A 15,249-nucleotide genomic window follows, 5' to 3' on the forward strand; every position below is an offset into this window, starting at 1 on the left:
CATCGTTCCTCGCTGCCGGACGAAATACGCATGAATGAAAAACGGAGCCCGCAGGCTTCCAAGCCGCAAAATCCAGCCAAATCGTTCTTTGAAAATGAACGTCCAACGCTGAAGACAATTGCATTCATGACCGGCCTTGGCGTGACCACGGTTTCGCGTGCTTTAAAGGATGCACCGGAAATCGGTCCGGAAACACGAAAACGCGTACAACTGATCGCCCGACAGATCGGCTATCGTCCCAATCGTGCCGGTGTGCGCCTTCGAACCGGCAAGACGAATGTCATTGCCCTTGTCCTGAACACACAGGACGAGATCATGGGCTTTACCAGCCAGGTCATTCATGGCGTCGCGGATGTTCTTGCCGAAACGCAATACCATCTCATTCTGACACCCTATTTTCATTCGCGGGCACCAATCGAACCAATCCGCTACATCGTGGAAACGGGTTCAGCCGACGGTATTATTTTTTCGCGTACAGAACCGGACGATCAGCGCGTTCATTATCTGACGGAACATGATTTTCCGTTTGCCACCCATGGTCGCACTGATACGGGCATTGAGCACCCTTTTCACGACTTTGATAATTTCACTTTCGCGCTGGATATGGTTGGCAAACTGGCGGCGCGCGGACGAAAGCGGCTCGCTTTACTGACTCCACCCGCGCATCTCACCTATTACCGGCATATGGTAGGTGGATTTTATGAAGGTCTGCGTGCCTTTCACTGTGGTGGATCGCCGCTCGAAGACGTTGATCTCGATACACCGCTTGAGGATTTGCGACAGCATATAGCTCAATTGATGAAAAGACCTGATCGACCGGACGGTATCATCTGCTCTGGCAGTGCAGCCGCTCTGGCAATTGTTGCCGGTGTAGAAGATGCGGGATTGAGTATCGGTAATGAAGTCGATGTCGCAGCCAAACAATCGACGCAGATTTTGCATTGGTTTCGCCCGGGGCTGATTGTCGTCGAGGAAAGTTTCAAGCTGGCCGGGCAGCAGCTTGGCAAAGCCATTCTGGGCCGGATTAACGGCATCGATGTGAGGTCCTTGCAGACCATCGGATAAGAATGGGCGGAGGCCACTCCGGACCCGTGAGCCCTGAATAGCCTCCTATCGCTCGGGAGGAGCGATGCAAAATCAGTTCGCCGCCCGTTTTTCTCGGTTTTCTGCTGGTCGAAGCAAAGCTTCTGCCGCGGCAATATCCAGTGCCTCCGGGCGCGTACAGCGCGTTTCGATGTCAATGAAACGCTTTTCCTCGCCTGATCTCAAAATAGCCAGCATGACATCGACCCCATGCAGTGCACGCTCCAGTGAACAACGTATATCGCGGCCATTCAGAATAGCAGCCGCCATATCTGCCAGACCAGCCGTTCTATAGTTAGCCATCATACCTTGAGAATGCTGTTCATTGGCAACACCAAATGGATGCTCCCAATTTTTAACTGGCTCTACTGGTTCGCCCGGCTTAGCCATTTGAACTTCTCCGCCAAAAAAATTGGGATCGGGCAGGTAAAGCGATCCTTCGGTGCCATACAACTCCATGTTCGCATGGCGATGCGCCCAGACATCCCAACTGGCTGATAGTGTTACTGTTGCGCCCTGTTCGAATTCCAATAATGCGTGAATGGTCGTCGGCGTCTCCACAGGAATGGCTTCGCCCTTGCGTGGTTCAGAGCTAATCGTCCGCGTCGGTGTAGCTGCAGAAGTCAAAGCGGCGACGCGCTTCACGGGGCCAATCAGATTAACGAGATTGGCGATGTAATACGGTCCAAGATCAAGGATCGGCCCACCGCCCTTTCGGAAGAAAAAGTCGGGATTCGGATGCCAATGTTCCATGCCATGGCTCATGACATGGCATGTACCGGAGGTGATGCGACCGACATTACCATTATCGATTTCGCGCCGCGCAAGCTGATGGGCTCCACCCAGAAACGTATCCGGCGCGCACCCCACTTTCAGGTTGCGACCGTCAGCAAGCGCCTTCAGTTCCAGCCCCTGCTCCATCGAGAGAACCAAAGGTTTTTCTGAGTATGCATGTTTGCCTGCGGCCAGAATTTGCTTCGTGACAGCATAATGAGCATCGGGAACTGTCAGGTTGACGACGATATCAATGCCGTCATTCTGAAGCAGCTCGTCGATAGTCTGCGCCTTTACACCAAACTCGTCTGCGCGCGCTTTTGCTGCAGCAGGATTTATATCCGCGCACGCCATTATTTCGATACCTCGAAACATGGGAGACAGTCGCAGATAGGCAGCGGATATATTACCACAACCGATAATGCCGACACCAAGTGTCTTGGTCATTTCGTTCTCCAACTCAGAAATTCTTTACGGTTTCGATGGAACGGCTCGCAAATCGGGTGTCGTCCGACGGATTATCGTGTTCCATGATGAAATAGCGGACGGGCGTCTTGCGCAAAGCCGTAAACAATTCAGCCCAGTCCACAGTGCCATGTCCGACGTCTTCCCAGCCGTCTTCGTCGGTTTTTTCACCGGCTATGGCGATATCTTTGACATGGACCGCAAGGATTCGGTCGCCATAGCGCCTGATCCATTCAAGCGGGTCGGCACCACCTTTGATAATCCACGCAATATCCGCCTCCCATGCAAGATCGGGGGAAGCATCGAGGATATGTTCCTGTGGTACGGAACCGTCGGCCAACGGGCGGAATTCGAAATCATGGTTGTGCCAGCCAAATGCATAGCCCGCCTTGCGATAATGCTCTCCAGCGATAGCAAGGCGTTTTCCGAACTCCTGCCAACCGGCAACACTATCCGGGCGGCGGTCTGCATCGAGATATGGGCAGAAAATAGCCTTCATATCGGCGACCTTGGCAATCTCCAGAACACGGTCGACTTCGTTCTCCAGCATATCCAGACCAAAGTGCCCGGTAGGCATGGAAAGTCCCAATGCGTCGAGGTCCTTCTTTAATCGAACAGGATCACCATAAATCCCCCCATAGCCTTCCACCCGACGATAGCCGAGATCCCGCAGCATGGTGAGCGTTCGTTCCAACGGTTGGAAGTTGCGGGAGCTGTAAAGTTGATAGGAATATCCGTTCATGTCCTCGTCCTCAGAACTCTATCCAGAATTGTGTCGGGCCTTGTTGCGAGCAAAAAATCCCCGCACGGTCCGAGGCAAGCCCTCGTGCCGTCCATTGAAAGCCAATAGCCTCGCCTCTCGCAGGAGAGGCTCTTAAGGGGAGCGTTCTTCGCTATTCATCTAAAGCCTCTCCTCCGTTTGCGCATCGAAAAGCGACAGGGCATCCGGCTTGAAACCGATCCTGACCTTCTCACCTGCCCGATAGCGCTTCCCCGCTTCCACCCGTGCGGATAGCGAATGTCCGTTCAGGCGAAGCCAGACCAAACTGTCGGCACCCATCGGCTCGTCCAGATCGACGGTCGCCTCAAAACCATCTTCGACATCAAGTCTAGTATGCTCAGGACGAACCCCGAGAGTGGCCTTACGTCCGGGTGTCAGCCCACCGTCATATCCATCAAGCTGAACGGCGGTCTCGCCAACATGGAAGACTGGCTTGCCATTTGTAGCCGTAATTTCTCCCGTAAAGAAATTCATCGACGGCGAGCCGAGAAAACCCGCTACGAACCTGTTCTTTGGGCGATTGTAAATCGTCGACGGATCAGCCAGTTGTTGGACCACCCCACCTTTCATGACTGCGATGCGGTCCGCCAATGTCAGGGCTTCGATCTGGTCGTGCGTGACGTAGATCATGGTATTGCCGAGTTTCTGGTGAAGGCGCTTGATCTCAACGCGTAACTCAGAACGTAATTTTGCATCCAGATTGGAAAGCGGTTCATCGAACAAAAACACGTCGACATCGCGCACCAGCGCACGACCGATCGCAACACGCTGACGTTGTCCGCCGGACAGGGCTGAGGGTTTACGTTGCAGCAAAGGTTCGATCTGGAGAATTTCAGCAGCACGCTTGATACGCTTATCGATCTCTCCTTTGGGCAGCCCGGCAACACGTAAACCAAAGGAAAGGTTCTTTTCGACAGTCATCTGCGGATAAAGCGCATAGGATTGAAACACCATGCCGATACCGCGATCCTTCGGTTCTTCCCACGTAACGTTACGCCCCTTGATGAAGATGCTGCCTTCCGAAATATCGAGAAGGCCCGCCACGCAATTGAGCAGCGTAGACTTGCCGCAACCGGAAGGCCCAAGAAGCACGAGGAATTCACCCTCCCCGATCTCCAGATTGAGATTTTGCAGCACATTGACCGAGCCGAAGCCGAGCGATAGGTCCTGGATGGAAACGCTGGAGTTCATCAGTTCATCCTTTCACTGCGCCAGCGGCAATGCCGCGTACAAAATACCGACCAGAAACAAAATAGACGAGCAATGGCACAGCCCCGGTAAGAATGGTGGCGGCCATATTGACGTTGTATTCCTTCACGCCCTGCATGGCGTTGACGATATTGTTCAGCTGGACGGTCATCGGAAAATTCTGGGTTCCCGCAAATACCACGCCGAACAGAAAGTCGTTCCAGATACCGGTCACCTGCAGAATGATTGCAACCACGAAGATCGGCAGCGACATCGGCAGCATGATCTGAAAGAAAATGCGCCAGAACCCGGCTCCGTCGACACGCGCTGCCTTGAAGAGTTCCGGCGGCAGGCCGGCGAAATAGTTGCGGAACAACAACGTCAAGATCGGCATTCCAAAGATGGTATGGATGAAGACAACGCCTGTCAGTGTACCGAATATGCCAAGCTCGCGGGTTATGATCACGAGCGGATACAGCATGACCTGATACGGAATGAACGCCCCAAACAACAAGACTGAAAAGAATATTTCCGATCCTTTGAACTTCCAGTTGGCCAGCGCGTAACCATTGACCGAAGCAATGGTGATGGAAACGATCACGCTCGGCACGGTGATCTTGATCGAATTCCAGAAACCCGCGCTAATGCCTTCACAATAAAGGCCGGTACAAGCCTGACTCCATGCCTTGACCCATGGCTCAAAGGTGATTTCGACTGGCGGTGAAAAGATGTTGCCGAGCCGGATCTCCGGCATACCCTTCAGAGAAGTGACTACCATCACGTAAAGCGGCAACAGATAATAGACGGCAGCAACGAACAAAATGCTGTAGAGCATGATGGTGGCCGGTGCAAAGCGCCGTTTTGGCTTACGACCCCACGGCTGCGAAGCCCGCTTTTGTGCCGGACGAGCCTGGGCTGCTACAGCCTCAGTTTCGGCTGGCCTCTTCCTGTTGAGGACAGCTTCAGTCATCGCGCTTTCCTCCGACTATATTCCAGCATTGTCCAAGGAACGAGAATGATCAGAACCGTGGTCAGCATGACGGTAGAAGCAGCAAGCCCCTGCCCCAAATTGGCCCAGCCGAACATGAAGTCGTAAACATATTTTGCTGGTACTTCCGACGCTATGCCGGGTCCGCCATTGGTCATGGCAACCACCAGATCGTATAGTTTGACGATGCCTGTCGCGATAAGAACGACGGTCGTCACCAGAACGGGGCGCATCATCGGCAGGATGATGAAGAGATAGGCTTTCCACTTCGGAATGCCGTCAACTCGTGCAGCCTTCCAGATTTCATCATCGACATTGCGCAGCCCGGCCAGCATCAGAACCATGACCAACCCCGTCATCTGCCAGAGCCCGGCAATGACAATTGCATAGATGACGTAGGTGCGGCTCGACAGGATAGCCATCTGGAAGTTGTCGAAGCCTATATCGCGAATGACTTTCTCCAGTCCGAGTTGGGGATTGAATATCCACTGCCAGACAAGGCCCGTCACAATGAACGACAGGGCATAGGGATAGAGGAAAATCGTGCGAAATGTGTTCTCGAAGCGGATTTTCTGGTCCATCAGGGCAGCAAGGACAAACCCCGCCACAAGGGAAAAGCCCATGCAGAGGACGCCATAGATCGCCAGATTGCGGACTGACACATGCCAGCGGGTCGCAGAAAACAGGCGCGTATATTGATCGAAGCCGACAAAATTCAACATAGGCAGCGATTTGGAGGACGTGAAGGAATAAACAACCGTCCAGAGCGTGCAGCCAATGAAGACCACGAGAACCGTCGCGATCATCGGAAGTGCTGCAACCTTTGCATTCAGATTGCGAAATATTCCCGACGGCTTTCCACGACTGCCCTCTTCCATGACGGCCATGATACTCCTCCCTGTTCCGGTTCTCGGAGTGTCCTGTACCGTCGTCCTCATCGACAGCGCAGGACTTGAACGTGACTATTGTGCCTGTTCGATAATCTCCGCAAAACGTTCCTGAATATCATCGACCGTCATGTCTGGATTGGAGAAAAACTCGGCAGCCAGACTTTCGATTTGCCCTTGGGTATCCGGCGCACGCAACTGCTCCACAGAGGGAACGATGTTGTCCGGGTTCTTCAGAATATCGATACCCGCACGCATGCAGCTCGAGGCTGAATCGAGATCCACATCGCCACGGATCGGCAGCGAACCCTTGGCCAGATTGAAGGCAACCTGCGTCTCCTTGGAAACGAGCATGCTTGCCAGCTTGAGCTGTGCCTTGGTGACTTCCTGATCCTTGTTCTTCGGGAAGTAGATCGCATCACCGCCAGTATCCAGATATTGATGAACGCCGAGTCCTGGCAAGCAGTCATAATCCTTGCCTGCAACCTTGCCTGCTGTCCCAAACTCGCCTTGCGCCCAGTCTCCCATGATCTGCGTACCGGCGCGGCCGGTCAGCACCATGTTGGTCGCCTCGTTCCATGAACGGCCCACATAACCCGGGTCAGCCAATGAGCGCGCCTGAGCCAGCGCTTCAAAAACCTTCTTCATTTCAGGACCGCGTGCCGCATCGGCGTTCTTGTCCTTATTGACCTTTAGATAGAGGTCCTTACCGCCAATCGCAGTTGTCAGGACAGTCAGCATGCCATTCACCTGCCAACCGTCACCGGTCGCCAACGGCACAATGTTCTTTTCCTTCAGCTTGGGAGCTGCAGCTATAAGGTCATTCCAGTTCTTTGGAGGTTCGGTTCCGGCCTCGCGAAAGGCTTGCGGATTGATCCACATCCATTCCCACGAGTGAATATTCAGCGGTACACAGTAGAGGCGCCCTTCATAAGTACAGGATTCCAAGAGACTCTTCGGGCGAATGAAGTTGGCCCAGTCTTCCTTTTCGGCGAGCTCGGTCAAATCCGTCATCAATCCGCCCTGAACCAGTTCTTCAGCCTGCCGTCCATGATTGAGCTGGGTCGCTCCCATTGGATTACCGCCGAGAATACGGCTGATAATGATCGGGCGGGCTGTAGCGCCGCTACCGGCAATCGCCCCATCGACCCACTTGTCGCCGCCGAGCGCATCATATTTTTCAGCGAGAACTTTGACAGCTGCCGCTTCACCGCCAGATGTCCACCAATGCGTAACTTCAAGATTAGCCGCAGAAGCTGAAGCTGCCATTGTCAACGTTGTCATAGCGAGACAAACGGATGTGGTGAGAACTTTTGCTCTTTCTGGTAACATTCCATATCCTCCCAAATCTGAAACGTTACAGATATGGTATTCAAAACGATTTCGCTTGCAAGTCCTTAATTTCCAACGAGTGGAATCTAGCGCTCAGGAAGAGTTTAACATATTGATATTCTGTTATTTTCCTGAAAGAGATTTTTCGGCGCGAAAGGATCATCTTGTGTTTTATATCGTTTGATATTCAGTATGAAACACTCAAGATCTATGAATCTGTAACGTTACAGTTTGAAACAATCACAAACGAAAAGGGCGCTCGTGAGAGCGCCCTTCCTGCATTTCGAAATCGACTTGAATCAGGCCACCTTGCTCAAAAGGCCATGCGGATCGAGAACGAATTTCTTCGCAGCGCCCTGATCGAAACTTTCATAGCCCTTCGCCGCGTCTTCAAGTGAAATGACCTGAGCGTTTACGATCTCGGCGATATTCAGGCGCCCATGCAGGATCGCCTGCATCAGCTGGCGATTGTACTTCAGAACCGGTGTCTGTCCGGTATGGAATGACTGCGCCTTGGCCCAACCGAGGCCAAAGCGTAACGACAGGCTGCCTTGTTTCGCAGCATTGTCGACAGCACCTGGGTCTTCGGTGACATAAAGCCCCGGAATACCGATTGCCCCGGCGGGACGAGTTATCTCCATCATCTGGTTCAGCACGATCGCCGGTTGCTCGCCACCGCTATGACCGCGCGCCTCGAACCCAACAGCATCAATAGCACTATCCACTTCGTTGCTGCCTGTGACTTCTGCAATCATGTCGCCGAGACGATCACTTGCCGAAAGATCGATTGGTTCGAAACCCACTTTCCGCGCGTGATCGAGCCGTTCCTTGTTGAAGTCACCAACCATAACGACCGCAGCGCCCAGAATGCGAGCGGATGCCGCAGCAGCAAGCCCCACCGGTCCCGCACCCGCGACATATACAACCGAACCAACCCCGACGCCGGCTTTCACCGCACCGTGAAAGCCGGTCGGCAAGATGTCAGAAAGCATCGTCAGGTCGCGGATTTTTTCCATCGCCTGCTCGCGATCGGGGAACTTGAGCAGATTGAAATCGGCATAGGGCACCGTGACATAGCGGGCCTGCCCACCAATCCAGCCTCCCATATCAACATATCCATAGGCGCCCCCGGCACGCGACGGGTTGACCGTCAGGCAAACACCTGTGTCCTGGGATTTGCAGCAGCGGCAGCGACCGCAAGCGACATTGAACGGGACTGAAACGATGTCGCCCACATCGAGCATCTCAACATCGCTGCCTTTTTCAATAATTTCACCGGTAATTTCATGCCCCAGCACGAGACCGGGCATCGCAGTCGTGCGTCCGCGAACCATATGCTGGTCGGAACCACAAATATTTGTCGAGATTACCTTCAATATAACGGCGTGGTCCAGCTTCCTCCCGTCCGGTGCCGCTAACGCTGGATCTTCAATATCGCGTACTTCGACTGTCCCGGGCCGCAAATAAACGACGCCACGGTTCTTGCTCATGTCTACCTCCTCCAGGTCGAACAACACTGACAGATTTCAAACAATGCAATGATCGATGGTCTCCGGACGCAAATTGACAACGCCCGTTTCAGGGAGGTTACAGACGGAAAGCGAGCGGCTCAGTCCCAATCGCGACACGTCTCATTCAAATTGAACTTGAGGATTTGGTGCATCACCGTCAGTGTGCAGTAAGCTTCATGTTTCCCGCGCCGTCATCAAAAATGAAGGCAGGGCCGACAACACGTACACTACGGTCTGTTATGGGAGCAAAAGACGCCGCTGAAGCAGCTGTGTCATCACTACGAGTCGGTCGAGCATTTGGCATGGGAACAACGACATTTTTGAGCGCGCGACCGCCCTTGCTACTGGCCCGCAGCTCACTGATCTTGTCGACATAACCGGCCCAGTTGCATCTTCTGAAATCACCGCTTCCCTGATAGTTATATGCGGTAGACAACTCGACATAGGGCTTACCGTTCGAGACCGACACCATATCGGCCGTTTCGCCGTTCGGATCATTCAGAACGTAGAGATCGACATTCTCCCCCTGACAAATAAAACGGCATTGTGCCACTGTTTCCGTCACGCTGTCGGACTTCTGAAACTGTGAATGCGGAGCTGGGAAAAGATAACCATCCGACAAACGCACACAATAAGTCAGGGCGCCTTTGATACCATTCGGCACCCATGGCTTGTCGTTCGTTGCGACAGACGCAACTTTGGGACGGTCAAGTTTCACTTTTGCTGCCGGACTGGCAGCCGGTTGCTCTACGCATGATCGGGAAGAAAGCGAACTGGATGAAAGCTGCCGCTGTATTTCAGCTATTCTTTGAGAAAGATCGCGGCAAGGATTGAAAAAACCGCCGCGTTCGTCGCCACCCTTGCAACCACGGCTGCGTTCCAGCGCGCGCAGTGCCGAAAGCTGGCGCTGCGTCATCATATCCGCAGCACCGGCTGCACGCGTGCAGGACGCGGCAGCCAATTGCGGGAAACAGAACAGTCCAATCAAAAGAAGCAAGGCGAAAGATTTTGCCACCACAACACCTTTGAAACCCATAACTTTTGATGATCACCTCACCGACAAGAGCTGACGAGGTGCTTCCATTTCTGAACTCCCTCGTTTGGAGTTCAGCACTTGATCCGGATCCATTTCCGATACCAAAGCGGCCAATGCCAATCGAAGATAAAGCGGCGCATCAGTGCGATCTATCGCTTTCAGCGCAACTCGCGAAATACCGAGAGAGTGGGCCAGCTCCTGCTCGGATGTGTTTAGGGATGCACAGATTCTCGCGAGCTTTTCGTATGCACGTCTACCCATTACCGTTGTTCCCTCCTCTGTCATTACAGCGATCATCTCCGATCGCCATTGCCTTCACCATTTTATATTCAGCCCCAAGTTACCCTCCCATATCCGGTTGCGTTCGCCACCAAGATTGGTCGTGTAGTCCGCAGTCGCAAACAAACTGGCTTTCTCGGTAATATCCAAGGTCAGCCCACCACCCAGTTCCAGCGATGTGCCCTTGAGATCAGTCACAATCGGATCGGTGGCAAAACGCACAGTCTGATCCGATGAAAAATTCTGCCAAAGATTGGCTTTCAGATATGGCCGTAATTTCCCGACCGAAGTTTCTTGTTCACCCTGCAATCTGAACCCGATCCGGCCCGTCCACGCATTATCTGTATCAAACGCTACCGAGGAATAACGATCAGCTTGATCATCAAGCGAGAGATGCTGCCAGATCAGTTGCGCCTGCGGCTCCAGTGTCCAGCTTTCGCTTAGGGCGACAGGATAGCCTCCTTCGAGCGAAGCCGTAACCCCATGCCCGTCGAGGTCAATACTCTGACCTTCATTCGAGGTTGCATCACCACCGAACCACGTTCCCATAAGTATGGCGTCGAGATACCAGCCTTGCGGCCCGATATGAGTCCAGTACCCGCCGAAACTCGTACCCGTAACTTCGAGATCGCCAACAGCGAGATCGTTCCAGCCGAGCGCTTGCCCGGTGATATCACCTGTTGCGCGGGCATAACCGAAAAACAGACCGAAACGGTCAAAATGTCCGCCATCCGTTTCGCGACCCAGAATATCCTGTCCCGCCTGAATACCAAAGAGCTTTCCGTCGAGACCCGGTGCAACCGTTCCTCGCCATTTCATATCAATATCCTGCCCGAAGACTCTGCCCCAGCTCGCAGGCAGATATCCGGCAGTTTTCAGCAAATCCTGCTCGCCACGACGTTCATGAAACGTACCGAGAGTAGAAAGCGCCAGATGGTACGCCACAGGCGGCAATGCTGAATAAACCGGCACTTCCTTGCGATAGAGAGAAATCACGTCGCCCTTAACCCTCGTTGCACCAGGTGAAGGCGGAACTGCTCCGTCGAATGGAAGGACAACATTCCGTTGTTGACCCGTCGTATTGTCGGGTGGATTAGGAGCCTCCGCCGATACGGGAGGTGGAGGCGCATCGGGAGCAGAAGCATCTTCTGTTACCGGCGTTTCTGTATCCGGGTCGACAGGCAAAGCCGCTGGAGGCTGCTCGAGTGCGGGTGGCGGCGCAGTTGTTTCGGGCTCTTCCGGCGAAACGGATGTTCCCCCCGTCGAAGCAGGCGGCTCGCTTCCACGAACCAAAGTTGATCTCAGATACCAGTTCTCGGTGGTATTCGCCGTTACCCCGCCCTTGAACAGAAAATATTCGTAGGCACCGGCAGCAGCACGACCGTTCAGCGAAAAAGCATTCTGACTGGTGGAACCACCATTCAATGCTTGTACGACCATAATGCCGTCCGCATTTGTTGCAGCGCCTGCCCCACCCGCGTTGGTAACCGCAATGGCGGTGTTACCTGATGCAACACCTGTATCGATCACAAGCTTGTCCGAAGGAGCGCCATCAGAAGCCAGAACGGTATCTAAAAACAGAAGACCGTTCTGCCCGACGTAATTGCCCTTGATCGTAAATGTGTCAGTAGTGCTCGTCCCTCCATTGGTGAGGTCAATACGCCCGGCGTTGAAGACACTAGCCAGTTGGCTTACTGCGAACGGGTTCACACTACCCATTGCAGCACCGCCATAGACGGTGCTCGTCGCATCGATATTGAGCGTCCCCGTTCCCGTTCCGGCGTCGCCCAACGTAAGAGCGCTGTCGAAAACAAGGCGCGTATCGTCAGTAAGGTTGATTGTTTCCCAGCTGTCAAAACGGGAGACTTTTCCTGTTTTCACATTATTGAACGTGAGAACATCATTCCCCTCGCCGCCGCTAAGCCGTGCAGTAGCGCCTATATTGGCATCGGTAAGGTTGGCAAGAACGGCCGTATCGTTATCCGGGCCAAGATCAATCTTCCCATAGATTATGCCGCCACCACTCCATGAAAACTGATCATTACCGAAACCGAGCAGAACATCACCTGCAACCGTGCCGCCCGTCATGGTTACACTGTCGGTTCCACTACTGATGCTTATATTGCCGCCGATCATACCGCCAGAAACGATAATCGTATCATTACCAAGTCCGGCAATCAGGTTGCGGTCAATTGTTCCGCCAGACATGTTGAAATAATTATCATCTAGCTTGAGATTGACGCGTCCGATGCGTCCATCCGTCATCACTGCATAATCGCCATCGTCAAAGGCATCGACGATACGTCCACCCGACATAAAAAATTGGTCGTATCCGTTACCCTGATTGAGCGAACCAATCTCGCCGCCCGTTATACGGAACTCGTCAATATCATTTCCCTGACGAACATTGCCTGTAACGCTTCCGCCCGTAATGAGAAAGCTGTTGAGACCATCGCCCTGATTGACATTCCCTACAATCGAACCGGAATGGACTTCCACGCGGTCCACACCGGAGCCGAACGCTACATCTCCGCTGACGGTGCCTGTCCCTCCAGTCGGCAAAAGCAATGTATTGTTACCATTGAGGTCGGTAAGACCGCCGGGAGATGTGCCGCTGTCGCAAATGAATGTGTCATCACCTAGCGTCGGCGAAAACGAACATGCAGCCATGCCGGGAGTGCTTTGTAGCAAAACCGTTCCTAAGGATATGAGCGCTGTGCTGGACAGAAAACGGATGGCGCGCGAGCCGATGTTGCGACAATGCATTGAAACCCCTCAGCTCTTTGCAGTGCTCCACTCAAAACAATAGAAGGGTATTTTCTTTCATTAGGCAACGTAAAATATCACTTCAAAAGTGAAACTACTTCCACAAAACAAAGATAATCAAAAGTTCAAAGCAACCATATCGATTACCAAAATATGACACCTTTTCTTCCGAGTAAAATAGTATGAAATATATTTTATAGCGTAAACTGCTAATTTTGCTCATATATTCGCCTTGACCCCCCTGAATAGGGGGATTCACACGCTACCGCACACAGCGCGCTCTGGTTGAAATTGGTGTAAGCAACCGAATACCAACTGAATGTGATCGAAACCTTCTAAAAGAGCCCAATATTAGCTTTATCTACGAAACCCCTGTCAGCCGGACAGATTTGAACGTCTCTTGACCCAGAATCCGAGAAGCGGATTCATTAACAATTAAATCAATGTAGATTCGCGGGCGAGATGAACGGCAGCACAATGACGAGCAAAGCGGACTTGATCAGAATTAGAACATTCCAGACGGGCGACGCGGACAGTGTTTTTGCTGTAATCTTGCCAATACAACAATGCGAGTTCGACATTCCGATCAGCGCAGACGACCAACCTGATATACGAGACGTGGAGGGGTTCTATCGTCAGGGAAGCGGTGAATTTTGGGTAGCCGAAGCCGATGGTCACATCGTCGGCACCATAGCCCTCAAGGATATAGGGCAAGGTCAGGCTGCTTTGCGGAAAATGTTTGTCGCCAAGGCTTATCGCGGTTCCGAATTCGGTACTGCGCACAAATTGCTTGCAACGCTCATTTCGCACGCTCACGAACGAGGCGTTACCAAAGTATTGCTTGGAACGACCGAGAAGTTTCTGGGCGCACATCGGTTTTATGAAAAGAACGGCTTCGTGGAAATCTCCCATACAGATTTACCGGAAGATTTTCCGCGGATGGCTGTCGATACAAAATTCTATGCAATAGAATTATCTTGAAGCACGCGACCACTCGCCTGCTTCAAGATAAGAGCAGCTTTCCGTCAGCTATGCTTGCGTTCTAGAAGTCGTCCCTATGCCGTATCGATTGCACATAAGCGTAGGCAGTGCCCAGAAGCACAGGAACGATTACCAAAGCGGTCCAGAATAGAATGTTGCTCATCTCTGCCCTCCCTCCCGTGGTGCGTAGCGATGTGCTTTCTGCATTTCTGCAGGCTCTATTCTAACACGTAAGAAGCCATCTTGTTCCAAATTCTTAATGAGGGGTTAACGGCCTCAATTGTTCTGACGGGCGAGTATCATGGCAATCCAGTCGATAAATACCCTGACCCGGGGAGAAAGTTGCCGATCGCGCGGATATACAACAGATACCGGTGAGGAGCTGGGCGGATAAGCGTGGAGTATCTGTACTAATTTTCCATCCGCAATATGTCGTATCGCATGATAGCGAGGTATCTGAATGATCCCAAGGCCCAAGCTGGCCGCAGCCGTATAGCTTTCAGCGGCATTGACCGAAACCGGAGCCGGTATCGTCACTGTTCGCAATTTGCCGTCGACCATAAACTCCAGGGGCATACGGGCTATGCTGCCGCTGGCTCGGAAGCCGATCATCTGATGGCCATCAGTCAGTTGATCTGGATGTCGGGGTTCCCCAAATCGTGCAAGATAGGCAGGAGATGCGACGGTAACCTCATCCAGCATCGCAACACGCCGGGCAATCATGTCGCTATCCTGCAGGAGACCCACACGCAGAACGCAATCGATACCTTCCCGAACCGGATCAACGAACCGATCGCCCTCGGTCATATAAAGTTCAATATCCGGATACTTTTCCAGAAAAGCTGGCAATTCCGGTAGCAGAAAATGCCGCGCAAGCGTGCCCTGCACTTCCACCCGAAGCAAACCTCTCGGCATTGCGCCAGAAAATCCGCCTTCGGCATCCTCGATACTAGCTATGATTTCTATGCAGCGCTGATAATAGGCCTGACCATCAAGCGTTGGATTAACGTGACGCGTAGTGCGCAAGAACAATTGCGTGCCCAATCGTCTTTCGAGCTGCTTGATCGCGTCGGTGACGGTTGAACGCGGGATCCCTAGATCTTCCGCCGCCAATGTGAAACTGCGTCGTTCCAGTACACGGGTAAAAACCCGCATCGCATCAAACCGGTCCATCTGAT

Annotated in this window: 12 protein-coding genes; 2 read left to right on the forward strand and 10 right to left on the reverse strand. The window is 52.9% G+C overall.

Going from position 1 to position 15,249, the window contains the following annotated elements; translation table 11 throughout:
* The first annotated feature begins 30 nt into the window (after nucleotides 1–30).
* Complete coding sequence (locus FG152_RS14300) at nucleotides 31–1,065, forward strand: LacI family transcriptional regulator (RefSeq protein WP_010658659.1); 1,035 nt, start codon at nucleotides 31–33, stop codon at nucleotides 1,063–1,065.
* 72 nt (nucleotides 1,066–1,137) lie between these two features.
* Here FG152_RS14300 and FG152_RS14305 read toward each other — a convergent pair whose 3' ends face one another.
* The 9 genes from FG152_RS14305 to FG152_RS14345 form a co-directional block, all read right to left on the reverse strand.
* Complete coding sequence (locus tag FG152_RS14305; RefSeq protein WP_010658658.1) at nucleotides 1,138–2,304, reverse strand: Gfo/Idh/MocA family protein; 1,167 nt, start codon at nucleotides 2,302–2,304, stop codon at nucleotides 1,138–1,140.
* Between the two features lie 13 nt (nucleotides 2,305–2,317).
* The gene (locus tag FG152_RS14310; RefSeq protein ID WP_010658657.1) at nucleotides 2,318–3,064 is read right to left on the reverse strand and encodes a sugar phosphate isomerase/epimerase family protein; all 747 of its coding nucleotides are present in this window, start codon (nucleotides 3,062–3,064) and stop codon (nucleotides 2,318–2,320) included.
* A 159-nt stretch (nucleotides 3,065–3,223) separates the two neighbouring features.
* Nucleotides 3,224–4,294, reverse strand: coding sequence for an ABC transporter ATP-binding protein (locus tag FG152_RS14315; protein WP_010658656.1), 1,071 nt, complete (start codon nucleotides 4,292–4,294; stop codon nucleotides 3,224–3,226).
* 4 nt (nucleotides 4,295–4,298) lie between these two features.
* Nucleotides 4,299–5,261 carry a carbohydrate ABC transporter permease gene (locus FG152_RS14320; protein WP_010658655.1) on the reverse strand — a complete coding sequence of 321 codons (963 nt, stop codon included), beginning with the start codon at nucleotides 5,259–5,261 and terminating at the stop codon, nucleotides 4,299–4,301.
* Nucleotides 5,258–6,166, reverse strand: a complete 909-nt coding sequence (locus tag FG152_RS14325; protein WP_010658654.1) for a carbohydrate ABC transporter permease — start codon at nucleotides 6,164–6,166, stop codon at nucleotides 5,258–5,260. Before FG152_RS14325 ends, FG152_RS14320 begins: the two co-directional genes overlap by 4 nt.
* Nucleotides 6,167–6,241: 75 nt before the next feature.
* A complete protein-coding gene (locus tag FG152_RS14330; protein ID WP_029375936.1) occupies nucleotides 6,242–7,498 on the reverse strand; it encodes an ABC transporter substrate-binding protein in 1,257 nt (418 codons plus the stop codon).
* A 299-nt stretch (nucleotides 7,499–7,797) separates the two neighbouring features.
* Nucleotides 7,798–8,988, reverse strand: coding sequence for a formaldehyde dehydrogenase, glutathione-independent (gene fdhA, locus FG152_RS14335; RefSeq protein ID WP_010658652.1), 1,191 nt, complete (start codon nucleotides 8,986–8,988; stop codon nucleotides 7,798–7,800).
* A 178-nt stretch (nucleotides 8,989–9,166) separates the two neighbouring features.
* Nucleotides 9,167–9,925 (reverse strand): DUF2865 domain-containing protein, encoded by a 759-nt coding sequence (locus tag FG152_RS14340; protein WP_235691741.1) that lies wholly within the window; start codon nucleotides 9,923–9,925, stop codon nucleotides 9,167–9,169.
* Nucleotides 9,926–10,360: 435 nt separating this feature from the next.
* Nucleotides 10,361–13,090, reverse strand: coding sequence for an autotransporter family protein (locus tag FG152_RS14345; protein WP_010658649.1), 2,730 nt, complete (start codon nucleotides 13,088–13,090; stop codon nucleotides 10,361–10,363).
* A 462-nt stretch (nucleotides 13,091–13,552) separates the two neighbouring features.
* On the opposite strand from FG152_RS14345, the gene FG152_RS14350 reads away from it, so the two are divergent.
* Nucleotides 13,553–14,071, forward strand: a complete 519-nt coding sequence (locus tag FG152_RS14350; RefSeq protein WP_226622724.1) for a GNAT family N-acetyltransferase — start codon at nucleotides 13,553–13,555, stop codon at nucleotides 14,069–14,071.
* A 276-nt stretch (nucleotides 14,072–14,347) separates the two neighbouring features.
* On the opposite strand, the gene FG152_RS14355 is transcribed toward FG152_RS14350, so the two are convergent.
* Nucleotides 14,348–15,244 carry a LysR family transcriptional regulator gene (locus FG152_RS14355; RefSeq protein WP_010658647.1) on the reverse strand — a complete coding sequence of 299 codons (897 nt, stop codon included), beginning with the start codon at nucleotides 15,242–15,244 and terminating at the stop codon, nucleotides 14,348–14,350.
* Nucleotides 15,245–15,249 lie beyond the last annotated feature (5 nt).

This window comes from Ochrobactrum sp. XJ1 (genome assembly GCF_024701725.1).
In the GTDB taxonomy this organism is placed as follows: Bacteria; Pseudomonadota; Alphaproteobacteria; order Rhizobiales; family Rhizobiaceae; genus Brucella; species Brucella anthropi.